At 62.9% G+C, this 23132-nt stretch carries 21 protein-coding genes; 10 read left to right on the top strand and 11 right to left on the bottom strand.

Annotated features, from left to right (window positions below; all coding sequences use genetic code 11):
* Positions 1–13: 13 nt before the first annotated feature.
* The 6 genes from SINAC_RS04835 to infC all read right to left on the bottom strand — a co-directional run bounded on the left by SINAC_RS04835 (position 14) and on the right by infC (position 4817).
* Positions 14–1522 carry an APC family permease gene (locus SINAC_RS04835; protein WP_015244568.1) on the bottom strand — a complete coding sequence of 503 codons (1509 nt, stop codon included), beginning with the start codon at positions 1520–1522 and terminating at the stop codon, positions 14–16.
* A 231-nt stretch (positions 1523–1753) separates the two neighbouring features.
* Positions 1754–1993 (bottom strand): hypothetical protein, encoded by a 240-nt coding sequence (locus tag SINAC_RS04830; RefSeq protein ID WP_015244567.1) that lies wholly within the window; start codon positions 1991–1993, stop codon positions 1754–1756.
* Between the two features lie 122 nt (positions 1994–2115).
* The gene (gene pheS / locus SINAC_RS04825; protein WP_015244566.1) at positions 2116–3126 is read right to left on the bottom strand and encodes a phenylalanine--tRNA ligase subunit alpha; all 1011 of its coding nucleotides are present in this window, start codon (positions 3124–3126) and stop codon (positions 2116–2118) included.
* Positions 3127–3244: 118 nt separating this feature from the next.
* Positions 3245–3649, bottom strand: coding sequence for a 50S ribosomal protein L20 (gene rplT / locus SINAC_RS04820; protein ID WP_015244565.1), 405 nt, complete (start codon positions 3647–3649; stop codon positions 3245–3247).
* Between the two features lie 123 nt (positions 3650–3772).
* Positions 3773–4075, bottom strand: a complete 303-nt coding sequence (gene rpmI, locus SINAC_RS04815; protein WP_015244564.1) for a 50S ribosomal protein L35 — start codon at positions 4073–4075, stop codon at positions 3773–3775.
* Between the two features lie 238 nt (positions 4076–4313).
* Entirely contained in the window at positions 4314–4817 is a 504-nt protein-coding gene (gene infC, locus SINAC_RS04810) for a translation initiation factor IF-3 (RefSeq protein WP_026011950.1), read from the bottom strand.
* 447 nt (positions 4818–5264) lie between these two features.
* On the opposite strand from infC, the gene thrS reads away from it, so the two are divergent.
* The 4 genes from thrS to SINAC_RS04790 all read left to right on the top strand — a co-directional run bounded on the left by thrS (position 5265) and on the right by SINAC_RS04790 (position 9826).
* Entirely contained in the window at positions 5265–7487 is a 2223-nt protein-coding gene (gene thrS / locus SINAC_RS04805; protein ID WP_015244562.1) for a threonine--tRNA ligase, read from the top strand.
* Positions 7488–7642: 155 nt separating this feature from the next.
* A complete protein-coding gene (locus tag SINAC_RS04800) occupies positions 7643–8356 on the top strand; it encodes an NADPH-dependent F420 reductase (RefSeq protein ID WP_015244561.1) in 714 nt (237 codons plus the stop codon).
* 253 nt (positions 8357–8609) lie between these two features.
* Positions 8610–9608: a pyridoxal-phosphate dependent enzyme gene (locus tag SINAC_RS04795; protein WP_015244560.1), complete on the top strand. Its 999-nt coding sequence runs from the start codon at positions 8610–8612 to the stop codon at positions 9606–9608.
* Between the two features lie 2 nt (positions 9609–9610).
* Entirely contained in the window at positions 9611–9826 is a 216-nt protein-coding gene (locus SINAC_RS04790; RefSeq protein WP_015244559.1) for a hypothetical protein, read from the top strand.
* A 522-nt stretch (positions 9827–10348) separates the two neighbouring features.
* Here SINAC_RS04790 and SINAC_RS41760 read toward each other — a convergent pair.
* The 3 genes from SINAC_RS41760 to SINAC_RS04775 form a co-directional block, all read right to left on the bottom strand.
* Complete coding sequence (locus tag SINAC_RS41760; protein ID WP_015244557.1) at positions 10349–10669, bottom strand: type II toxin-antitoxin system RelE/ParE family toxin; 321 nt, start codon at positions 10667–10669, stop codon at positions 10349–10351.
* On the bottom strand, positions 10666–10929 hold the full coding sequence (locus SINAC_RS04780; protein WP_015244556.1) for a type II toxin-antitoxin system ParD family antitoxin: 264 nt from the start codon (positions 10927–10929) through the stop codon (positions 10666–10668). The genes SINAC_RS41760 and SINAC_RS04780 overlap by 4 nt, the downstream gene beginning before the upstream one ends.
* 224 nt (positions 10930–11153) lie before the next feature.
* Positions 11154–11564 (bottom strand): YidH family protein, encoded by a 411-nt coding sequence (locus SINAC_RS04775; RefSeq protein ID WP_015244555.1) that lies wholly within the window; start codon positions 11562–11564, stop codon positions 11154–11156.
* Between the two features lie 242 nt (positions 11565–11806).
* Here SINAC_RS04775 and SINAC_RS04770 point away from each other — a divergent pair, with 242 nt between their 5' ends.
* The 4 genes from SINAC_RS04770 (at position 11807) to SINAC_RS04755 (ending at position 15707) form a co-directional block, all read left to right on the top strand.
* Positions 11807–12304 (top strand): YajQ family cyclic di-GMP-binding protein, encoded by a 498-nt coding sequence (locus SINAC_RS04770; protein WP_015244554.1) that lies wholly within the window; start codon positions 11807–11809, stop codon positions 12302–12304.
* A 160-nt stretch (positions 12305–12464) separates the two neighbouring features.
* A complete protein-coding gene (locus SINAC_RS04765; RefSeq protein ID WP_015244553.1) occupies positions 12465–13625 on the top strand; it encodes a hypothetical protein in 1161 nt (386 codons plus the stop codon).
* A gap of 80 nt (positions 13626–13705) precedes the next feature.
* Complete coding sequence (locus tag SINAC_RS04760; protein WP_020465879.1) at positions 13706–14434, top strand: metal-dependent hydrolase; 729 nt, start codon at positions 13706–13708, stop codon at positions 14432–14434.
* Positions 14435–14591: 157 nt separating this feature from the next.
* Positions 14592–15707, top strand: a complete 1116-nt coding sequence (locus tag SINAC_RS04755; RefSeq protein WP_015244551.1) for a peptidylprolyl isomerase — start codon at positions 14592–14594, stop codon at positions 15705–15707.
* Positions 15708–15799: 92 nt separating this feature from the next.
* Here the strand turns inward: SINAC_RS04755 and SINAC_RS04750 are convergent, their stop codons facing one another.
* Positions 15800–16774, bottom strand: a complete 975-nt coding sequence (locus tag SINAC_RS04750; RefSeq protein ID WP_237722470.1) for an NAD-dependent epimerase/dehydratase family protein — start codon at positions 16772–16774, stop codon at positions 15800–15802.
* Positions 16775–17091: 317 nt separating this feature from the next.
* Positions 17092–18216, bottom strand: a complete 1125-nt coding sequence (locus SINAC_RS04745; RefSeq protein WP_015244549.1) for an alpha/beta hydrolase — start codon at positions 18214–18216, stop codon at positions 17092–17094.
* Positions 18217–18485: 269 nt separating this feature from the next.
* Between SINAC_RS04745 and SINAC_RS04740 the strand changes: the two genes are divergently transcribed.
* Both SINAC_RS04740 and SINAC_RS04735 read left to right on the top strand, forming a co-directional pair.
* Positions 18486–19871: an efflux RND transporter periplasmic adaptor subunit gene (locus SINAC_RS04740; RefSeq protein ID WP_015244548.1), complete on the top strand. Its 1386-nt coding sequence runs from the start codon at positions 18486–18488 to the stop codon at positions 19869–19871.
* A gap of 20 nt (positions 19872–19891) precedes the next feature.
* Positions 19892–23065, top strand: a complete 3174-nt coding sequence (locus SINAC_RS04735) for an efflux RND transporter permease subunit (protein ID WP_015244547.1) — start codon at positions 19892–19894, stop codon at positions 23063–23065.
* Positions 23066–23132: the final 67 nt, after the last annotated feature.

The following is a 23132-nucleotide window of genomic DNA, read 5'->3' as shown; positions in this document are numbered from 1 at the left end:
AGCTCGAAAGGCATTATTCCGCCTTCCGTCCCACTCGCGACCAGAGAAAATAAACCGGAATTCCCGCTAGCACGAGCAGGACGCCGATGCCCGAGGTCTCGGGCGTCATCACGATGAAGTCGAGCACCACGAGGACGGCCAGGCCCAGGTAAATCAAGGCGGTCAGAGGATAGCCGAGCGTGCGGTAGGGGCGTTCGGCCCCGGGCGTTTTGCGCCGGAGGGCGATGACGGCCCCGACCATCAGCATGTAGAACGCCACATCGACCGGGATGATGTACTCGAGGAGCTGGCTGTAGAGATTGCCGTAGATCGGCACGTGGCTGGAGGGATCGATCGTGACCGTCACCGGCAGGGCAAGCAAGCAGGCCCAGACGCCCTGAGCCACCAGCGCGACGGCCGGCACGTGCCGGCGATTGGTCGTTCCCACGCGGTTGAAAAAGAGTCCGTCACGAGCCATCGCATAATAGACGCGCGCCCCGGCCAGGATGAGTCCGTTGACGCAGCCGAACGTCGAGATCAGGATCGCCACCGCCATCGCGACCGTCCCGGCTCGACCGAATACCGCATGCATGACGGCGGTCCCGACCCGGTCCTGTGGAGCCCCCTGGATCTGGTCGAGCGGGAGGGTCAGGATGTAAGCGATGTTGGCCAGCAAGTAGAGGACGATGACCGTTCCACAGCCGAGGATCAAGGCACGCGGCAGGTTGCGGCCAGGGTTGCGGATCTCGCCACCGGTGAACGTGACGTTATTCCAGGCCGACTGCGAGAACAAGGGGCCGATCATCGCGCGCCCCAAAAGCATCGCCAAGGCCACCCCGCCGGTCGCGCGGAAGCCGGCTTGAACTTTCCCGGGGTCCCAACCGTTGGCCGTGGGATACCACCACGACGAGGTCCACGCCGCGGCCTTGGGGTTGAGCCCCAAGGTGAGGCCGACCACGATCAAGCCGAACAGGGCGGCGGTCTTGGTGAAGGTGAACGTGTTCTGGATCAGCTTTCCCGTTCGCAGGCCGCGCGTATTCGTCGCCGTCAAAGCCACGATCAAGCCGATGGCGACCAGTTGCTGCGTTGAGAGGCTGAGTGCGTAGTTCCCCCAGGCGCGGGGGGCGACCAGATATTGGTCGGAGGCTACGGCCGGAATGAGCACGCCGAGGAACTTGGCAAAGGCGACCGCGACGGCGGCAATCGTACCGGTCTGGACGACCAGGAACATTGACCAGCCGAAGAGGAAGCCCAACGAGGGGCCGTAGGCTTCGCGGAGGAAGACATATTGTCCCCCCGCCTTGGGCATCATCGCTGCGAGTTCGGCACAGCAGAGGGCGCCTGTGATCGTCATCAGGCCGGCCAAACCCCAGGCCACGAGCAGCCAGCCGGGTGAGCCCACCAGTCGGGCCGACTCGGCCGAGGTGATGAAGATGCCCGACCCGATCATCGAGCCCATGACGATCATTGTGGCGTCGACCAGCCCGAGCGCGCGGACCAGCGTCGGAGTCGGCTCGCCCGGCTCGGTTGTCGTCGTGGGCATCGTGTCTCCCGCCTTTGCGCCGCTCGCTTCGGTTCGAATTCGGCTGAGAGCCTCTCTCAAAAACTGTGGCCGATCTGAGCCTCGTCCAGGGGCTGCCGGTTTCGTACTCGGAACCGGTCTATCCCCAGACCAATGCGTTCCCGCACGGGCTCCAAGTAGGCACCCGTGGCACCCCACAGACGATCGGCATCACAGGAAGGGTGCCGGTTCTTCCACCGACGGAGCGAGGTTTTAGGAACCCTTGCCAGCAACGAAGGCCTGAACCTCGGCGATCGCCTGGTTCATGGTCTCCCGCCGCCATTGGGTCAGGGCACTGTCGAGGGCGCGGGTCAAGTGATTGACCAGGTACGCGGCCGCGTCCCCCGGATTCTGCCCCTCGGCGCGAATCTCGGGGAAGTCGCGGTGATGAACACTCACGGTGTGCGCCGTGGCACCAATCGCCACGATGATTCGGCTCTCGTCGGACGCCATGGGAAGGGGCCTCATCGATGGATCGAGTCCCAAGGCGGACCATGCGGAGCCCAGGTCTCCGGCCGCGGTCGAAGACCAAAACCCGGTCGCACCCTGGTCATATCATGATCGGCACAGTGGACTCAGAACTGGGAGAGGAACCGCACATCGTTCTGGTAGAGCAGTCGGATATCGTCGATCTTATGCCGTCGCATGCAGAGTCGCTCGATGCCCAGGCCAAAGGCGAATCCGGTCACCTCGTCCGGGTCGTAGCCGACGGCGCGGAAGACATTGGGATCGACCATCCCCGCACCTCCCATTTCAACCCAACGGTCGCCGCCATGCCAGAGCATATCGACCTCGACGCTCGGTTCCGTGAACGGGAAGAACGAGGGTCGAAACCGGATCTGCACATCTTCACCGAGATAGCTCTGGGCGAACAAGCGGAGTACCGTCTTGAGATCGGCCATGGTCACACCGCGATCGACCATGAGGCCTTCGATCTGGTGAAACATGAACGAGTGGGTGGCATCCACCGTGTCAGGGCGATAGACACGTCCGATCGCGATCACACGAACCGGCGGGGGTTGGTTTTCCATCACCCGGATCTGCACGGTGCTCGTCTGGCTGCGCAGCATTGTGCCTTCGCTCAGATAGAAGTTATCGAGCGGATCGCGGGCGGGGTGGGATGGCGGGATATTGAGCGCTTCGAAGTTGTGGCGGACATCCTCCACCTCAGGCCCGCGCGCCACGGCGAAGCCGAACCGACCGAAGAGGTCGATCAGCTCGTCGGCCGTCTGGGTCAAGGGGTGGCGATGTCCCAGCCGAGGGCGGTGCCCGGGCAAGGTCAAATCGATCCCGCGATCCTCGAGGGACGCGGGCCGCTCGAGGCGTGCCTTCGCCCCGTCACAGGCCGCCTCCAGCGCCTGCTTGACTGCGTTAAACCGCTGGCCGTAGCCGCGCTTGGCGGCCGGTTCCAGCGTTTTGAGTCGTTCTTGAGCAGCCTTGAGCCGGCCTTGCTTCTGGCCCAGGAACTCGATCCGGGCCTCTTCGACCCCTTCGGCGGACTCAGCCTGACCGAAGGCGACGAGGCCCGCCGATTCCAAGGAGTCAAGATCGGCCAGGGCCTGGGAATTTGGGTCGGCGGAGCTCATTGGCCTCGTTCCATCGGGCCGTGACCGGGCGCGAACCGATCCGGCCCTCTTCAGATCGGAGAGATGGCTTCAACCGCTCAGACAGCAAGAGACCGAAGCCGCCGCCCACTTACTTGGCTCAGGCCGTCTTGACCTTGGCCGCCTGGCGGTCGCGAATCTTGGCGTCGTGCTGGTCGAGTTCATGACGAATCCGACCAACGATGACGTCAAACGTCTCGGGGTCGAGGATCGCCAACTCGGACAGGCTCTTGCGATCGAGGCCGATGTTGGCCAGGTGCAAGCCATGGATCAGGCGGCTGTAGCGAAGTCCTCGCATTTCAGCGGCCGCGCTCAAGCGGGTGATGAACAGACGGCGAAAATGACGCTTCTTGGCCCGGCGATCGCGAAAGGCGAACATGCCGGCTCGGAGCAGCGTCTCCTTGGCGGTCCGGAGCAGGCGGCGGCGACCGCCGACAAACCCCTCGACGGCCTTGAACAGTCGCTTCTTCGCCTTATTGCGGGCCGCGCCCTTCGTTGCACGCATCGTAGATTCTCAATTTCCAACACGACGCCCAGCGCCTTTCGGCGAGCATAAAAGGGCGTCTCAGGCCTGGTGAATCGTCGTGATCAGTCGTGATCAAACGGGACGTCGGAGACGTCGCAGCAATTAGGCCGTGGCGGCCGCGGCTGCGGCTGCGGCTGCACGTTCGGCTTTCCGTTCGGCAAGGAACTGGAGCCGGGCCGACTTGATGGCGTCGGGCTGGGAGCTCTCGCGAGTGTCCAACGCGCGACGAAGCCGATGCGCCTCGGCAGAAATCGACAGGATGGATTTCTTCCGCAGCCGGCGAACCTGCTTGCCGCTCTTATGGCTCATCAAGTGCGACGACCCGCAGCGCTTGTGGCTGACCTTGCCGGTGGCCGAAACCGTGAACCGCTTCTTCGTTCCCTTGTGCGTCTTGAGCTTCGGCATAATGACCCTATCCTAACCGATCGCCTGGCGGTATCGCGCAGAAGGCCGGCGGGAAGTCCGCGAAATCGGCCGAGTCGATTAACATAACACGACGACGGTCCCCCGGCCAACTCCAATTGACCGGCAAACCGCAAAAAAAATCCCTCTCCGACCGCAACGCCGAAACGTCACGGCGGAGAGGGTTGTTTCGTGGCAAGCCAGGCAGACAAGGCAAACTGGGTACCGGAGACCGGAGCAATCAGGCGCGAGGGGCGACGATCGCCGTCATCCGTTTCCCTTCCATCGAGGGGTTCTTCTCGACTTTCGCCACGTCGTCGAGCGCATGGAGCACTTCGTCCATGACCTTGCGGCCTTCGTCGATGTGCGCCAGCTCGCGACCGCGGAAGAGGACGTTGACCAGCACCTTGTCCTTGTGTTCAAGGAATTCGCGGGCGCGCTTGACCTTGACCTCGATATCGTGGTCGCCGGTCTTGGGGCGAACCCGGATTTCCTTGACCTGAACCTGGTGCTGCTTCTGCTTCGACGCCCGTTTCTTCTGCGAATACTTGAACTTGCCAAAGTCCATGATCTTGCAGACTGGTGGGCGCTCATTGGGAGCGACCTCCACCAGGTCCTGGCCCGCTTCGCGAGCCGCTTCCATGGCTTTGCCTGTCGGCATGACGCCGAGCATGGCTCCTTCGGCGTTGATCACCCGCACCGGTGAGATGCGGATCTGCTCGTTAACCCTGAGATTCCGGTCGATAGCGTCCTCCCCAGGACGATGGGATCAGCCTCACCAAAGGCGGGGCGCGGCCGTCCCCCCGCGATGGAGAGAGACCCACAGCCCCCGGACGTCCACGAAACTCACCCCCACGGCGAGTCCTCGTCCGTCGCGAGGCAACCTTATGCTCTACAATCGATCAATTTTACTGTCAAGAGGGTATTCCCGCAAGCCGCAATAAGCGTGCCGGCCGCCCCCGCCTCCGGAGGGACTCTTGGCACAGGCCGCACCCTTGGATTACGCTGGGGTTCGCGCGTTCCTCTTGGGGCCGGTGGCGAGGCGTTTCCGGCGGTCCCTTTGGGGGATTTTCGCGATCATCAAGAAGAGTTTGCGGCGCGACGGGCCGAACCGGCGTTGTGGGTCGGGGGGCGATCGTCCGCCAAGAGTTCAGGGAACGGAAAGGCCGGCCATTGCGCCGGGCGTGGGGCCATGGTCCAGATCAAGCTTCCGGATGGGTCGTTGAAGGAATTCCCCGAAGGGGTGCGACCGCGCGAGATCGCCGAGGGGATCGGCCGCCGCCTGGCCGACGCGGCCGTCGCCGCGGTGGCCGACGGCACCATCGTCGACCTCGATCGCCCGCTCGAGAACGGCCATGATCAGCCGATCGAGCTCCGCCTGCTGACCTCCAAAGACCGCGAGGCGCTCGACGTCCTCCGGCATTCCACCGCGCACATCATGGCACGCGCCATCATGCGGCTCTTCCCAGGCGCCAAGCTCGCCTTCGGGCCGACCACCGCCACCGGCTTCTACTACGACGTCGTCCTTGCCGGCCGCCCCCTCTCCGAAGATGACTTCCCCGCGATCGAAGCCGAGATGGCCGCGATCCTCAAGGCGGCCGAGCCGTTCGAGCGGTTCAGCCTCCCGGTCGACGAAGCCAGGCAGTTCGTCGACGAGCTCGGCCAGTCGTTCAAGGTTGAGCACATCAACGACGAGTTGCATAAGTACGGCATCCTCAGCTTCTACCGCCAGGGGGAATTCGTCGACCTCTGCCGCGGCCCCCACATCCCCCACGCCGGCAAAGTTGGCGCCTTCAAGCTGATGTCGATCGCGGGGGCCTACTGGAAAGGCCGGACCGACGGCCCGGTCCTCCAGCGTGTCTACGGCACCGCCTACTTCGACAAGAAAGAGCTCGACGCATTCCTCGCCCAGGTGGAAGAGGCGAAAAAACGCGATCACCGCCGGTTGGGCAAGGATCTCAACCTGTTCACGATCTCACAACTGGTCGGTTCGGGCCTGATCCTCTGGATGCCCAAGGGGGCCGTCGTCCGGGGTGTCCTCGAGAACTTCCTCAAAGACGAGTTGATGAAGCGGGGCTATCAGCCAGTCTACACCCCGCACATCGGCAAGGTGGAACTCTACAAGACGAGCGGCCACTATCCCTACTACAAGGACTCGCAGTTCCCGGTCCTGCGACTGCTCGACGACGCGGCGATGACCCTGCTCGTGGGACTCGAGAAAGACGAGCTCGACGAACCGACGCAGAAACTCCTGCTCGCCAAGGCCGGTATCCCCGAGACGATGCCGCAAGCCAAGACGGGCCAGGAAGGACAGCTCGCGCCGGCGTTCACCGATTCGTTTTTCGCGCTCGACAAGGCATCGAAGATCAAGTACGTCGAACAGCTCGGCGTGAGCGAGGAATACCTCCTCAAGCCGATGAACTGCCCGCACCACATCCAGATCTTCGCCGCACAGCCGAGGAGCTACCGCGACCTGCCGGTCCGCCTGGCCGAGTTCGGCACCGTCTACCGCTACGAGCAGTCGGGCGAGCTCTCGGGCCTGACCCGGGTCCGTGGGTTCACCCAGGACGACGCCCACCTGTTCTGCACCGTCGACCAGGTCCGCGAGGAATTCCGGGCCACGATGGAGCTGACCCAGTTCGTCCTCGGCAGCCTCGGCCTGACCGACTACAAGCTCCGGCTCTCGAAGCACGACCCGGAAGATCCCAAGTACGCCGGGGCGGCCGGCGACACCTGGCGCCGCGCCGAGGACGATATCCGCTCGGTGCTCGACGAGATGAAGCTCCCCTATGAAGAAGCGGCCGGCGAGGCCGCCTTCTACGGCCCCAAGGCCGACTTCATCATCCGCGACTGCATCGGCCGCCAGTGGCAGCTCGGCACCGTCCAGCTCGACTACGTCCTCCCCGAGCGGTTCGGCCTCGAGTACACCGGGCCGGACAACCAGCCGCACCGCCCCGTGATGATCCACCGCGCTCCGTTCGGCAGCATGGAGCGGTTCATGGGCATCCTGATCGAGCACTTCGCAGGGGCCTTCCCGCTCTGGCTCGCCCCCGAACAGGTCCGCGTCCTGCCGATCTCCGACAAGGTCGCCGACTACTCCAAGCGCGTCCTCGCCGAGCTCCAGGCGGCCGGCCTCCGCACGAGCATCGACCTCCGGCCCGAGAAAATCGGCGCCAAGATCCGCGACGCGCAACTCGAGAAGATCCCGGTCATGCTCGTCGTCGGTGCCAAGGAAGCCGAGCAAACGACCGTCTCCTACCGTGACCGCATCGATGGCGACCGCGGTGCCATGCCTCTCGATCAGGCCATCGCACAGCTCAAGGCCGAGTCCGAAGCCCGGACCATCCGCCAGACCGCGCCACCAGCCGCCATCCCAGCGGCGACCGAGGACACCACGGAGAAACACGCCTATTAAATGAACAGGTGACGTTTTTCCGAGTGGTTCGCCCGAGGGGAATCCCCCCGGGCGAACCGCCGATCGGAGATGATCTGAACCACCATCCCCCCAATCGCACACTGTATTTCAGCTTCGCCGTTCCAAATGCCGCTCTCGTAAGAAGGAGAACCTTCATGGCCACCCAAACGAAGCTTCGCATTGGCATCATCGGCGCGGGCAACATCGGTGGCACTCTCACCCGTCGCCTCACCGCGCTGGGACACGAAGTCGCTGTGGCGAACTCACGCGGGCCCGAGTCGCTCGCGGCCCTGGCCACCGAGACCGGGGCGACCGCGGTCACGGCCACGGAAGCGGCTCGAGACAAAGATGTGGTGATTGTAACCATCCCCCAGAAGAACATCCCGAGCCTGCCGCCTGGTTTGTTCGATGGGGCGGCCGACAACCTGGTCGTCGTGGACACCGGCAACTACTACCCGCGACAGCGCGACGGTCGCATCGCCGGGATCGAGGACGGATTGACGGAGAGCCGGTGGGTCGAGCAGCAGTTGGGACGGCCCGTGGTCAAAGCCTTCAATAACATCTATGCCAAGCATCTGATGGATCATGGCCAGCCCGCAGGCACCCCCAAGCGCATCGCCCTCCCCGTCGCAGGCGACGACGCAGTGTCCAAGGCCGTCGTGTTGCGTCTGATCGACGAACTCGGGTTCGACGGTGTCGACGCCGGCGGACTGGACGAGTCCTGGCGTCAGCAGCCTGGCACCCCGGTTTACGCCCAGGACTTCGACGCCGAGGGCGTGCGACGTGCCCTGGCCCAGGCGAGTCCTGACCGGACCCCAGCGTGGCGGGCCACCGCGAACAGCCTCGGTGACTTGGGGTCGCCAGCCTGACATGGTTACCGCACCTGTTCGGTATGATCCCCTTGAGCCTGGCGATGCGCGAACCTCTCGAGCCGCGTCGCGTCTTATCCCTGGTATCCTATATTACAGGCAAATCGGAATGCTTGACGTTCGCGGGCTGGATCATGCCGAAGCCGCTATCATTAAACAAATGCACATGTTCACGTTTTCATGCAAACTGAATCAATGAGGGTCGAGCGTCGTTCTCGATCCGTCGCGTCAGTCTTCCAGGAGCCATATCGACGTGAACGACCTGTCCCAGCCTACCGCCTCGATTGACGTTGACGACATCCGGCAAGCGGCCGAGCGGCTCAAGCCGTGGGCGCACATCACCCCCATCATGAGTTCGCGGACTCTAAACGAGCGCTGTGGCGGGTCGGTCGTCCTGAAGTGCGAGAACTTCCAGCGAATCGGCGCGTTCAAGTTCCGTGGAGCGATGAACGCGCTCTTGCAACTGGAGGATGCGAAGCGAGGGATCGGCGTCGTGACCCACTCGTCGGGTAACCATGCGCAGGCTCTGGCCTTGGCCGGTCAATTGCTCGATATCCCCGTCTGCGTGGTCATGCCCCACACCGCGCCGGCGATCAAACACGCGGCGACCAAAGGGTACGGCGCTCGAATTGTCTCGTGCGAGCCGACCCTGGCCGCGCGCGAGGCGGCCGTCGCCAACGAGATCGAGCGGCATGGGTACACCCTGATTCACCCGTTCGATAACTGGCAGGTGATCGCGGGGCAGGGGACCGTCGCCTGGGAGTTTCTCGATCAGGCCGGACCGCTCGACATGATCCTCTGCCCGGTCGGCGGCGGCGGACTGCTCGCGGGCACCGCGCTGGCGGTCAAGGGACGCTCCCCATCCACAAAAGTCATCGGTGCTGAACCGAAGCGGGCCGACGATGCCAAGCGCTCGCTCGCATCCGGCTCCATCGAGTCTTCAGGCGATCCTCGCACGATCGCCGACGGCCTCCGCACCTCGCTCGGCGTCCGCACCTTCTCGGTAATCCGTCACAACGTCGACGCGATCGTGACTGCGACCGAGTCGGAGATCCTCGACACCATGCGGTTCCTCTGGGAACGGTTCAAGATGATCGTCGAACCGTCGAGCGCGGTGGCCGTCGCCCCCGTCCTGACCGGAACGCTGCCGGTGCGTGACCTGAAGGTCGGCATCATCATCAGCGGTGGGAACGTCGATCTTGAGCCCCTGTTCCAGGCGCTGGCCACGAAGTGGCTGACCGACGGAGAATAAGCATGACGCAGCTTCGTCCGGATCACGAACCTGGCGAGCGATACGTCGTCCTGCGAGTCATCAGCGCGATTTTCATCGGGGTCGGGGCGATCCTGCTCGTCGCCGGAACCCTGCTTCTCACGTTCGGACTCTACAGTTACCTGGCGAGTCGGGGGCCACGCCATCGAGTGGTGGAGTCCCACTCGCCGCTCAACCTGTTGGCGTCGTCCCGTACATGAACGTCGTGAGCCCGATCATGATCTTGTGGGCGCTGGGACACCTGGGTGCAGGCCTCCAATTCCTGGCTATGGGATCCCTCATCCGGCTCGCGATCCAGGTGGAGGAGAACACGCGGACATCCGCCCACTGTATGGAAAAGCTCTGCTCTCGTAGCGAGCCGAGAGCCGAGTCCCCCGGGCCTTTCTTTGTTTCCTGAACAAGCCACTTCAAAAGCGAATCCTCGAGTTTGACACCAAAAGGAGGAAGGGTGGGACATTGCCTTGCGTGGGACGCAAGCGAAGAATCGCTGGGGAATGATCGCGATGGATCAGCGGAAAGAGGAGGCGTGATGTGATCGAGCCAGTGGCGGAAATCATGGAAGGAGCGAGTCACGGGAGTCAACACATCAGCTCAAGCGAGAAATGAGAGGGGATAGAAATTCCAAGAAATTGCAGGCGAAATGTGCGAAACACAGGGTAGAGCTTGGTCGTCTTTGGGCTTTGGTGGTTGGCGAGAGCGTTGCGGCCATCCATTCGCTGTCTTCAGTCCTCATCAAGAATGCTATCGATGTCGCGTGCTCCATGAAGAACGCGGATGATGTCAACACCAGCGTCGCCAGGCCGATAGAAGATAAGATATTTCTCGAAGCCTTCGACTCGCCAAACGCGCAATCCTGTAAGGCGGGGATCCAAAGAATCTCGCCTTTGGCCGATCCCTGGGTTTTGGGTGATCTTCTCAAAGGTCGTCCTCGCGGCGTCGTAGAACCGCAGGGCTGTATCGAGGCTCGCTTCGCGAGCCAGATCATTGGCCTGATGGTCCAGATCGGCGTCAGCGGCCGGGAGAACGTGGCAACCGGGTGTTATTGTGGAGGGATGGCCTTGGCGAGCCGCTCGGTTAGTCTCCGCTTCTTTTCATCCCAATACTCCTGGGTGACGGGAATCGGCTGCCCGGATTCCAGACCTTCGAGCAATAGGGTGTCGAGCCGCTCCTCGACCTTGCGTTTCTGATCGGCCCGGATAAGCTCCCGGACGTATTCGCTGACGCTGCTGTATCCGCCTGCGGTGACCCGTTCCTGAACGAAATGCTTCATCGATTCGGGAAGGGCGATGTTCATGGTCTCCATAAGCGATCTCCTTTCCCCTCCATCATAGCCGCCTTGGCAATTATTGCCAACTCACTGCCAAAAGCGGACTCTGTGACAATTGGGGCCAACGAGACAGACTCAGGGGAAATAAGTCTCTTTACTCAACCTTGTGAGTGGAAGCCCTGGTTTCTGGCTCACGGGCTGGGTACACCCCGTGGCCCCCAGGGCCCGTAAGCCCTTCGATGGAAGACCATGTCCAAGGCTTAGGTCGACCAAAGGACAAGCCCCACCAGGAGGATCCCACCGAGGGCAATGACGGTCGCCAAGGCCGTGACGGTCGCGGTGCCCGGTTCGTATCGACCCGCGTCAATGGCCTGCCGGGTCCGGAAATAGAGCTGGCCCGACCAGACGCAAAACAAGGTCCCAAGCACCAGGAAGACAATCCCAGTAATCATAAACTCATGACTACCTTGAGGGACGCGAGCCGGGGGATTGCCGCCGACCAAGGCCAATTGTCGTAAGAGTAAACCCATCCGGGCGATCACGAAACCCAGACCGATCAACCCCAGCGAAGTGCGGATCCAGGCCAGGAACGTTCGCTCATTCGCCAGATGATCCCTGGTCCGGGCCGAACTCTCGGTAGGACGTGATGGCTCCGGATCGCTTTGCGGCATCGTGATCCTCCTCGCCTTGATTCAATTCGCAGCGCATTCGACGGGTGGCCGGAGCCAATCGAGGCACGTGTCATGCCACCGCCGGAAAACGTCGATTCCGAGCCGATTTCCCAGCGCTCGCAGCTTGGTGATTTTGATTATAATGGAAGCCTAACCTGAACTTACAAAGGACGAGGCCCATTGAGCCGAGGTCGACCCTCGCCGACTCGTTCATTCCCCAAAAGATAGGAGCGCTGAGAGCCGTGGCCGACAACCATGCCTTCGATATTGTCAGCGAAATCAATAGTGCCGAGATGCACAACGCGGTCGTGCAGGCGCAGCACGAGATCGCGGTCCGCTATGACTTCAAAGGGACGCGGGCCTCGATCGAGTACAACAAGAAAGACAACAACCTGACCCTCCTGGCCGATCACAAAGGGCAGTTGGACACGGTAATCCAGGTGCTCAAGGAGAAGATGGCCAAGCGCGGGGTGGCGGTCAATGCGCTCAAGCGAGGGAAGCTCGAAGAGGCGACCCACGACTCGGTCCGCGAAATCCTGACGCTTCATACCGGCATCGAGACCGACGACGCCAAGAAACTCGTCAAGCAGATCAAGCAGATTGGCATCAAGGTGCAGGCCCAGATCATGGACAGCAAGGTCCGCGTCACGGGCAAGAAAATTGACGAACTCCAATCGGTGATCGCCTACCTGAAGGAGAACGGACCGGAATATCCTCTCCAGTACGTTAATTTTACGTGAGTCGCGTTGTAGGCACGGCCCACAGCCCGTCTCGCACAAGGAGCGACCTTCCTATCGAGTACCCCGACGAAACCGGCCGATGTAATGGGGGTCCCGGATGGCCGGGCGTTTGGCCGTTGCGTTGATTTCGCCACGGCGCGGTACAAGGAGGATCTTCGCGATGGGGTTCTTGAACGGGCGCGTCACCTACGTGCGATTTCGGGTCAGCGGCTCAAGCCCCTTGCCTTTCGGGGACGAAATCCTCGAGCAAATCCAATTGCATGCCCTCGGCCGCCACGGCGGGCCCGACCCCACCGACGGCATCACGATCGGCTGGGCAGGGGGAGACCATGTACTCGACCTGACGTTCGACCCGGTCAAGAACCTCCTCAACGACGCCCTTCATCTCTCGATTCGAATCGACACCGACAAGATTCCCGGCACGCTGCTCAAGGCGTACACCAAGATCGAAACCGATGCCCGGGCTCAACTTAACCCGAGCGGCTACCCGACCAAAGCTCAGCGACAGGAGGCCAAAGAGGCCGCCATCATCCGGGCTGAGGCCGAAGCGTCGGACGGCCGGTTCCGCCGAATGGCACACTACCCGGTGCTCTGGGACGCTCAGTCCAACGTCCTCTACGCCGGGATGACCAGCCTGACTGCCATCGAACGGCTGAAAACCCTGTTCCGGGAGACGTTCGACCGCACGCTTGAGCCGATCACGGCGGGGAGCCTGGCGTACTCGCAGGCCGAGGTCCACGGCCTCGAGCGCTCGGTCGAGGACTTCGGGCCGGTCGGCTTCGTGGGTGAGGGGGGGGGTTACTCCACGGTGGCCTGGGCCGACTCGGACGCGTCGAGCCGCGACTTCTGGGGCAACGAGTTCCTGATCTGGCTCTGGCACACCTTGCAGATCGACGGCGACACGATCACGCTGCCGGACGACTCGGAAGTGACCGTCATGATGGCCAAGACCCTGACGCTGGACTGCCCGCTCGGCGAGCATGGTCGCGACGCCCTGACTACCGAAGGGCCGACCAAGCTCCCCGAGGCGTTCCGGGCGATCCAGGCAGGCAAGCTCCCGCGCAAGGCCGGTCTGATCCTGGTGCGCAACGGGTTGCAGTATGAGCTGACCCTCCAGGCCGAAACCCTCGCCGTGTCGGGTGCCAGCCTGCCTAAGCCCGAGGGAATCTCGCGAGAAGATGCCAAGCCCGCCCGGATTGAAGGGCTGAGACATCTGGTGGAGACGCTCGACCTGCTGTACGATGCCTACGGTCGGTGCCGGACCGGGCCGGAGTGGAGCGGCGAACTCGGCCGTATTCGTCTCTGGCTCAAGGCGGCGTGACGTCCCGCCCCGCGCTCCCTTGAGTGTGGCTGTGGGGAGCACGCCTTTGCAAGGAGGCGTGGAGCCCACGCGCGACCCCGTTGGGCAACTACCGACAGCACATCAGCTTCGCGGCGGCGCTTGGATGCCTCTACGCCTGGGCGACTTACGTATTCGCCGGCGTCCACTGGCTCTACGGCTCCGTCGCGGCGCTTCTGGCGACGCTCAGCGGGCTCCTGCCCGATCTCGACTCCCAGACCGGGTTCGGGATGAAAGGATTCACCGGGATCCTCGGCGTCCTGGTCGCCCTGATCGTCTGGCAGAAGATGGGAAATTTCAACCCCGAACCCGCCTTCGAGTTTCACCTCTGGGCGGTCATCGCCGCCTTTGTGATGGTGCGTCACGGCTTGCGACGAGTCGTCGGTCGCCTGACGGTCCATCGGGGGATGTGCCACAGCATGCCCACCTGCGCCGTCTGGGGCGCAATCGCCTATCTCTATTACCCCACCGACCAGCACATGCTTCGGATTGTCATGGCCGTGGCGGTGATGACCGGGTACTTCTCCCACCTGCTGCTCGACGAGATCTGCAGCGTCGACCTGAAAGGTGCGCGGGTCAACAAGGCCTTCGGCACCGCGCTCAAGTTCTGGGCCCCCTCGCCATGGTCGACGATCGCGACTTATCTCTTGCTGAGCTATCTGACCTGGCGGATCATCCAGGTCTGGCCCGATGGCCCACTGATCCTCACCCCGCCCACCCCTCCGAAAATTCCGATTACGCTCCCTGAGAATCTTCGGATCGCGATTCCAGGGTCGGAGTTCGATCGCTGAGCCCCGCATTCGACGTGATCGACGGCTCCGAATTTTCTCGCTCGATTCGCGCGGTAAAATTTTAGCGAAATCCGTATAATCGCTCAAGTTTGCGGCTCGACGACTGGTCCGAGCTTCGTAAGTAGCGCGTTTTCGAAACAGTAGGGAGACGAGTTCGATGCGAGCGATTGTCCGACCCGTTTGGTTCGCCACGACCGCGATGGGGGTGCTCGCAGTGACCCTCACCACCCACGCACAGGCACCGGCAGCGAAGGAAGCCCCCCCCGCGGCTAGCGCTCCAGCACCAGCTCCCGCTCCAGCCTCACGTCTGTCGCCAGCGAAGCTGACCGAGGTTCTCGCGACGATTAACGGCGAAAAGATCACCCGGGGCGAACTGCTCGACTTTCTCAACCGATATGAGATCCCCCCCGAGAACGAAGAGCAGATCTACAGCGACGCGATCGAGACGCTGGTCAACATGAAACTGGTCAGCCAATTCCTCACCCGTCAGAACATCAAGGTCAGCGAAGAGCGGGTGACCGAGGCTGTCAATCAGCTCGAGAAGCAGCTCAAGGCGGACGGCAGCAGCCTGGCCCAGGCCCTGGTGGAGAGCAACAAGTCGATGAAGGAGGTTCGGGACGAGTACTCGAACCGGATCCGCTGGATCGACTACGTCAAGCTCCGGGGAACAGACGCCGAGCTGAAGAAGTACGCCGAAAGCCATAAGGACCTGCTCAGCGGGACCCAGATCCGGGCGAGCCACATCCTCATGAAGGTGGAGCCCACGACCTCGGCCGCCGAGAAAGAACAGATCAAGCAGAAGCTGATCAGCCTCAAGAAGGACATCGAGGCCAAGAAGATCACCTTCGCCGAGGCCGCGAACAAGAACTCGGAAGATCCCGCGAACTCCGAGAACGGCGGCGGCGACATCGGCTTCTTCGGGCTCAACAGCGGCATTGTCGAGGAGTTCGGCCAGGCAGCGTTCGCCCTCAAGCCCGGGCAGATTTCCGACCCGGTCGAGACGCCCTACGGCTTCCACCTGATCCTGATCACCGACCGTCAGGAGAAGCCCAAGGTCGACTACGAGCAGAACAAGCCGTTGATCTTGAACGCCTACGCCGCCGAGCTCCAGAAGGACCTCTTGATTGCGCAGCGGAAGGCGGCCAAGGTCGACGTCAAGCCGATGCCCAACGACCTCTTCGTCAAGGCCCCAGCCCCCACGACGGCTCCCGTACCCGCCGGTGCAACCAAGAACGCGGCCCCCGCCCCCGGTACGGCCAAGCCCGCGAAGTGACGGGAAGGCGCGTTTGACTCGAATCCGTTATCACCGATAACAAAGAAGAGGGGGCCATCGCGGCCCCCTCTTCTTTGTTTGTTTTCCGTTTGCTAGGCCAGGTCCGAGAGGTCGAGCCGCCCTTGAGCCTGGAGGGCCGCGAACCGTCGGTAAGTTTCGGCGATCCCATCGCGGAGCGACGTCCGAGGGAGCGGGCCGAGCCGGGAGTCGAGCCGGGAGTCATCCAGGTCGGGGGCAATTGGAAGCCGACGGTCGCCATGCGAGACCAGGTCGGCCGCCTCGGGTGCGACCTCCGCAAGGGTGGTCAGGAAGGTCTCCATCGGCACGACCGCGCCTCGGACGTTGAACGCGTCGGCCCCTTCAAACGGGGCCGACAGAGCGCGGAGGAAGGTCCCCGCAACGTCGCCAACATATTGAAAGTCTTGAAGGCCGCCGTAGCTGATCGGGAACGGCTTGCCGATGACCACCGACTTGATCGCCTTGGTCGGCTCGCTCGTCATCCCGAAGTCACGGCCCACACCATAGACGGTCCAAGGCCGAAGGCCAACGCTCGAGATCCCCTGATCGAGCCAGTAGACCCGGGCGTTGAGCTCGTTGCACACCTTGTAGGCCCCATAGTGCGTCGAAGGGGCGAGCCGAACCTCATCGCCGAGCGGGCCGTTGGAATGGGGGTCGGGGGGCCCGTGAACCGCGGCCGAGCTCGCGTAGACGACGCGCTCGACCTGCCCTTTCAAGGCCACGGCCGCCTCGAAGATCGCGAGCGTTCCCAGCACGTTGACCTTCGCCCCGAGGATCGGGTTGGCCCGGCAGGTAGGCGCTTGGAGCCCTGCCAGATGGAGCAGGTGGGTCGCCCCCACCTGCTCAATCGTCTTGAGCACCGCGGGCAGATCCGACACATCGCCGGGAAGGAAGTGAACGCGTTCCTTCTGCTCGGGTTCGAGGAGCAGGTCGAGCCGATGCGTATCCTCTTTGAGGTCGAAGATCCAGATTTCCTGTCCCTGGTCGACCAGTTGCTTGGCCACCCAGGACCCGATGCAGCCGTAGCCGCCCGTCATCAACACTCGCACGCGGCACCCTCCGAAATCGATGTCGGCTCACGAAATCCGGGTTGCCAGAATACCAGATCGGATCCCCGAAAACGCGACGCTTGCGGCGGCGACGAAAAAGGCCACCCCCGCAATTTCGGAAACCTCTGCACACAGGCAATCGGCAGGGGGAGTTTCAATGGCCTGGCATTTTGACTACAACAGTCAAAGAATCGTTGCGTGCGAAACGAATCCTCAGGCCGCTCGCCGCGCCGCCACTCTGATGCAATGGCATCAAGGCACATGTCCCAAAGGCTGCTTGGGCGTTTCGCACAGGATGGAAGTGCGAAACGAAGGATTCACCCTCCGGCGCGGGCAATCGAAACGGGCGGAAGCAGGTGGCGGCCCAGCCAGCGGTAGGCCGAGGCGTGATTGGCGCGGAAGTAGGGCAAGTTGTGATGCCCGTGAGGTGCGCACTCGAGCGTCACCGCAACCCCCTTCTGGGCGGCCAGCCAGGCGAACGATTGGGCCTGGGCATCAAAGTTATAGTTGTCGTCACCAGGATAATTCATGTAGATATCGAGCTGCCCCGGCTGAAGATCGGTCGTGAAGATGAGGTCCGCCGGATTCTCGCGGCGGATCGACTCATGGACGCCCGGCCCTGTGCCGAAGACAGGGGTCACGTACTTTTCCGCATACACCGGCTTCAGGTCGCAATAGAACCGGCCGACAACCTGCTTCGGGTCGTAGCGATCGTTCCAGCGATAGGTCGCCGGGTCAAAGTCGGCGAGGTTATCCTGATTACACGTGGTGTATCGCATATTGGCCGGACCTGCCATCGTCACCACCGCCCCGAAGAAGGCCCGATCCTTGATCGCCAGGCCGAGCGCTCCGAAACCTCCGGCTGAAAGTCCGAAAACGGCATGCGCCCCTCGCTCCGGCCGGATCGAGTAACAGCGCATCAGAAACGGGAGAATCTCCTGAACAAGATGATCCTGAAACCGGCCCTGGCAACCGTTAACGTAAAACGAGTGCGCCTCCCGGACCCGATTCTCCCCGCTGATCGCTCCATCGGGGCAGGCGACAACGACCGGCGGAAACTCCCCGCGCTGGATCATCCGATCGAGCTGAAGGATGTAGTTCGACCCAATAAAGATGTGCTCGTCAATGTTGGCCAGGTGGAGGTAGACGATGAGCGGATAGGCTTTGTCCGGCGAATACCCGGGAGGGAGGTAAACGTAAAGATCGCGCGGCATCCCCAGGATCGGGGAGAAGATTCGGCGATCTTGGCCGTGGTTATGCGTATAGTCGACCACCCGGCCGGCGAGTTGGCCATTGATCACCTTGAGACTCGCCAGAGACTTGACCTGAGCCTGAACCGGTTGGGCAAGGCCCATAACTACGACCAGCGCACCGAGCCAGCCGACCACCGTCGGCCAACTGGGTCGCACCGCTGAGCAGGCCGCGTTAAGAGTCGCTTGCACGGGCAATCCCTTCCCTACTGCGCGATCGAAGATAATCTCCACTTTTATCGGCAGAGCTCGCCCCGAACGCGAGGAAACGACCGGCCAACCCCGACAGCCCTCATTTCTCGAGTGGGCAAAACCTCGAATCATCGCCAAAGCCATATTCGCGGGATTCTGATAGCGATAACCGAGGAACCTGGTTGCCCACGCACCAGGCGCTGGCTACGCTCAAGAGCAGACCTCCACCGCTCAAGCCCGTTGCGTCATCGAGGTGAGGATCGAAAACGTTGAATATCCATTCTCGTCGACTGACCTCGCTGGCCTGCTCGGTCATCTCGGTCGTCCTGCTTGCCTTGGTCGCGGGGTGCGAGCAAGGCAATGCCTACGTCCCGCCGCCACCGCCCGAAGTGACCGTGAGCCACCCCACCCAAAAGTCGGTCACCAACTATGTCCAGTATACGGGCACGACCAAGGCCGTCGAGTCGGTCGACCTCCGCGCGCGGGTCCGCGGATTCCTCAAGGAGAGGAAATTTCAGGATGGGGGCGACGTCAAGGAAGGGGAGCTCCTCCTGGTCATCGATGAGGAACCGTTCCAGGTTCAGCTCGACGTGGCCAAGGCGAAGGTCGATGAAGCCAAGGCGGCACAGCTCACGGCCGAGCAATCCAAGAGCCGGGAGGTCGCCACGGCGCAGCTCGCCCTGGACGACGCCCTCCTGATGCTCGCCCGGGTCGAAGAGACACGCCAGCGCAACCTGTTCGCACGCAACGCCGCCTCGCGAGAAGACCTCGACCGGACCCAGGCCGAGCTCAAGCGAACCGCCGCCCAGGTCGACGCCGACAAGGCCAAGCTCGAACAGTCCAGGGCCGACTACGAAACGCAGATCCTCGCGGCCAAGGCCAAGCTCGAGGCGGCCAACGCCGACGTCCGCAACGCCGAGATCAACCTCAGCTATTGTCGGATCAAGGCACCGATCAGCGGCCGAATCAGCCGGAGACTGGTCGACGTCGGCAACCTCGTCGGCGATGGCGAGGCCACACTGCTGGCGACAATCCTCAAAGAGGACCCAATCTACGCCTACATGAGCATTAGCGAAGCCGACGTGCTCGGGTTCCGGGCTCAGGTCCGCCACGGCGATCGGGTCGACTACAAGAAAGAGAAGGTGACGCTCGACCTGGGCCTGGCCAACGAGAAAGGGTTTCCCCATGAGGGGCGGCTCGACTATGCCGATCCCGGGGTGGACCCCGCAACCGGCACCCTGATCGCGCGAGGGATCTTCCCCAACCCCAATGACGAAATCGTCTCGGGGCTGTTCGTTCGGATTCGGGTGGCACTCGAGGCTCGTCCCAACGCCTTGCTGGTGCCGGACCGTGCCCTGGGAGCCGATCAGGTCGGCCCGTTCCTCCTGGTGGTGGACAAAGAGAACGTCGTCGAGCGCCGGGCGGTAAAGCTTGGGGCCGAGATCGACGGCCAGCGCGTGATCGAGGAGAACCTCAAGCCGGACGACCTGATCGTCATCAACGGCCTCCAACGCGCCAGGCCCGGCTCGAAGGTTAACCCCAAGCTGGTCACGACCGCGACCTCAGGCGAAGTGAAATCGGCCTCCCCTGCCGGCGAGGCGAAATCGACCGCCGCCAAGGCGGCCCCTCAGCCGGCCAAGACCCCCTCTCCCTGAGCCCGATCGAGCGCCCCACGATGCTGTACCGCTTCTTCATCGAGCGGCCGATCTTCGCCAATGTCCTCGCCTATGCCACGATCCTGATCGGCGCCGTCTGTCTGTTCGTGCTACCGATCGAGCAATACCCCTCGATCACGCCGCCCACGGTGCAGGTTTCGACCAACTACCCCGGAGCCGATGCCGGCGTCCTCTCCGACACTGTCGCCTCCCCGATCGAACAGGAGGTCAACGGCGTCGAGGGGATGCTCTATATGTCATCCACTTGCGCCAGCGACGGGTCGTACAACCTGACCGTGACGTTCGAGGTCGGCACCAACCTCGACATGGCCCAGGTGCTCGTTCAGAACCGGGTGGCGATCGCCCTGCCAAAACTTCCCGAAGAGGTCCAGCGCCAAGGGATCACCACCAAGAAGAAGTCGACCAGCATCATCATGGTGGTCGCCCTGACGTCGACGGACGACAGTTATGACAGCCTCTTCCTGAGTAACTACGCCACGTTGCGGGTCAAGGACGTGCTGAGCCGGATCCGCGGAGTTGGTGATATCAGCATCTTCGGCAGCAGCAATTACGGCATGCGGATCTGGCTCGATCCCGAGAAGCTCAAGGCGCGAAACCTCACGAACCTCGACGTGCTCGACGCAATCCGCGAGCAAAACGTCCAGGTCGCCGCCGGCCAGATCGGCCAACCCCCCGCCTCCGCCGCGCAAGACTTCCAATACACCGTCACGACCCTGGGTCGCTTGGCCAATCCCGAGCAGTTCGGCGAGATCATCCTCAAGACCGAGCCGGCCGAGAAGCTCGGCAGCGCCGCTCGGCTCACCCGGGTCAAGGACGTGGCCCGCGTCGAGCTCGGCGGCCAGACCTACGACCAGTGGTGCGACGTGGGCGGCAAGCCCGCCGCCGGAGTCGCCGTCTACCAGCTCCCCGGCGCCAACGCCCTTGACGTGGCCACCAAGATCCGCGCAGCGATGGACGAACTCAAGAAGTCGTTCCCGCGCGGCCTGGAATACTCGATCCCGTTCAATACCACGATCTTCGTCGAAGAGTCAATTCATGAAGTCTACAAGACCCTGTTCGAGGCAGGGGTCCTGGTCCTGATCGTGATCCTCGTGTTCCTGCAGGACTGGCGAGCGACGCTCATCCCCGCAACCACAGTCCCCGTCACAATCATCGGCGCCTTCGCCGCGATGTACGCGCTCGGCTTCAGCGTCAACATGCTCACCCTGTTCGGGCTGGTGCTGGCCATCGGCATCGTAGTCGACGACGCCATCGTGATCGTCGAGAACGCTGCGCACCACATCGATCACGACGGCCTCCCCCCCAAGGAGGCAACAATCAAGGCGATGGGTGAGGTGCTCGGCCCGGTCATCGGGATCACACTCGTCCTGATGGCCGTCTTCCTACCCACCGCCTTCCTCGGCGGGATCACGGGCCAACTCTACCGCCAGTTCGCCCTGACCATCGCCGCAACCGCCGTCATCAGCGCCATCAACGCCGTGACCCTCAAGCCGGCCCAGTGCGCGTCCTATCTTCGCCCCTCCCCGGAACGGAAGAACGCGTTCTACCGAGGGTTCAACGCCGTCTACGACCGTTGCGAGGCTGTTTATGTCGCGATGGTTCGCGGCCTGCTCCGCCAGACGTTCGTGGTGATGCTCGCTTTCGTGGCCCTGGTCGCCTTGACCGGTTGGTTGTTCACGCGACTCCCCACGGGCTTCCTCCCCACCGAGGATCAAGGGTATGCAATCGTCGGCCTCCAGCTTCCCGACGCCGCCTCGCAAGCGAGGACCCGCGCAGTGGTCGATCGCGTCGAGTCGATCCTCAAGGATACGCCGGGGGTCGCCACCTGGGTCCAGATCGGCGGCAACTCCATTCTCGACTCGACGGTCGCCTCAAACGCCGCCACCTTGTTCGTGATCTGGAAGCCGTGGGAGGAACGGAGCGGACGCGACCAGAGCCAGGAGGCGATTCTGGCCAAGCTCCGGCAACAGTTCCAGGAAATTGAGGAAGCGATCGTCTTCGCCTTTCCCCCGCCGGCCATCCAAGGGCTCGGAGTGGCTGGTGGCTTCCAGATCCAGCTCGAGGATCGCGGCGGAGTCGGCCTGTCGGAGCTCCAGGTGGTCACCGACGAGATGATCGCCGACGGCAATTCCCAGTCGGGCCTCCACGCCCTCAACACGACCTTCCGCGCGGGGGTCCCCCAGCTTTTTGCCGACATCGACCGAGTCAAGGCGAAAAGCCTCGACATCCCACTCAGCGTCATCTTCGGCACACTGCAAGCCTCGCTCGGCTCGGCCTACGTCAACGACTTCAACAAGTTCGGCCGCACCTACCAGGTCCGGGTTCAGGCGGACGAGCGATTCCGCAAGCGCCCCGAGGACATCAAGCGGCTCGAGGTCCGCGACCGGCGAGGGGATATGATCCCCTTGGGCACGATCGCCAACGTCAAGGAGGTACTCGGGCCGCAGATCATCACCCGCTACAACCTCTACCCTTCCGCCTCGATCACCGGCGAGGCCGCACCCGGTTTCAGCTCCGGCGAGGCGCTCAAGCTGATGGAGCAAATGGCCGAGGACAAGCTCCCCTCGTCAATGGGTTACGAGTGGACCGCGATGTCGTACCAGGAGAAGCTGGTCGGCTCGCAGGCAGTTTATATCTTTGCCCTCGCGGTGCTCCTGGTGTACATGGTCCTGGCCGGCCAGTACGAGAGCTGGCTCCTGCCGATCGCCGTGATCCTGGTCGTCCCGCTCGCCTTGCTCGGAACCGTGATCGCCGTCGCATCGCGGGGAATGGATGTTAATGTCTATACTCAGATTGGCATCGTCCTGATCATCGCCCTGGCGAGCAAGAACGCAATCCTGATCGTCGAGTTCGCGCGTGATCTGCGGATCCAAGGGCAGGGGATCGTCGAGGCCGCCACCCAATCGGCGCGGCTCCGGTTCCGCCCCATCCTCATGACCTCGTTCGCGTTCATCCTCGGCATCGCCCCACTCGTGGTCGCCAAGGGGGCCGGCGCGGCGAGCCGTCAGGCACTCGGAACGGCCGTCTTCGGAGGCATGATCGCAGCCACCGTACTGGCCGTCTTCTTCGTCCCTGTCTTCTACGTCGTCGTCCAGCGCCTCATCGAGTGGCGAAGCGGCCCCCCGACACCCAAGCCCGTCCCGGAGCCCGCGCCTCCTCAGCACGAGGCATGAAACCACTCCGCTGATTCACCCGAGCCAATCGGTTCCCAATACGGCTGACCCAAGTGATCGCCCGGAC

The sequence above is a fragment of the Singulisphaera acidiphila DSM 18658 genome (assembly GCF_000242455.2).
Lineage (GTDB): Bacteria > Planctomycetota > Planctomycetia > Isosphaerales > Isosphaeraceae > Singulisphaera > Singulisphaera acidiphila.
This window is presented reverse-complemented; position numbering and strand designations above follow the sequence as displayed.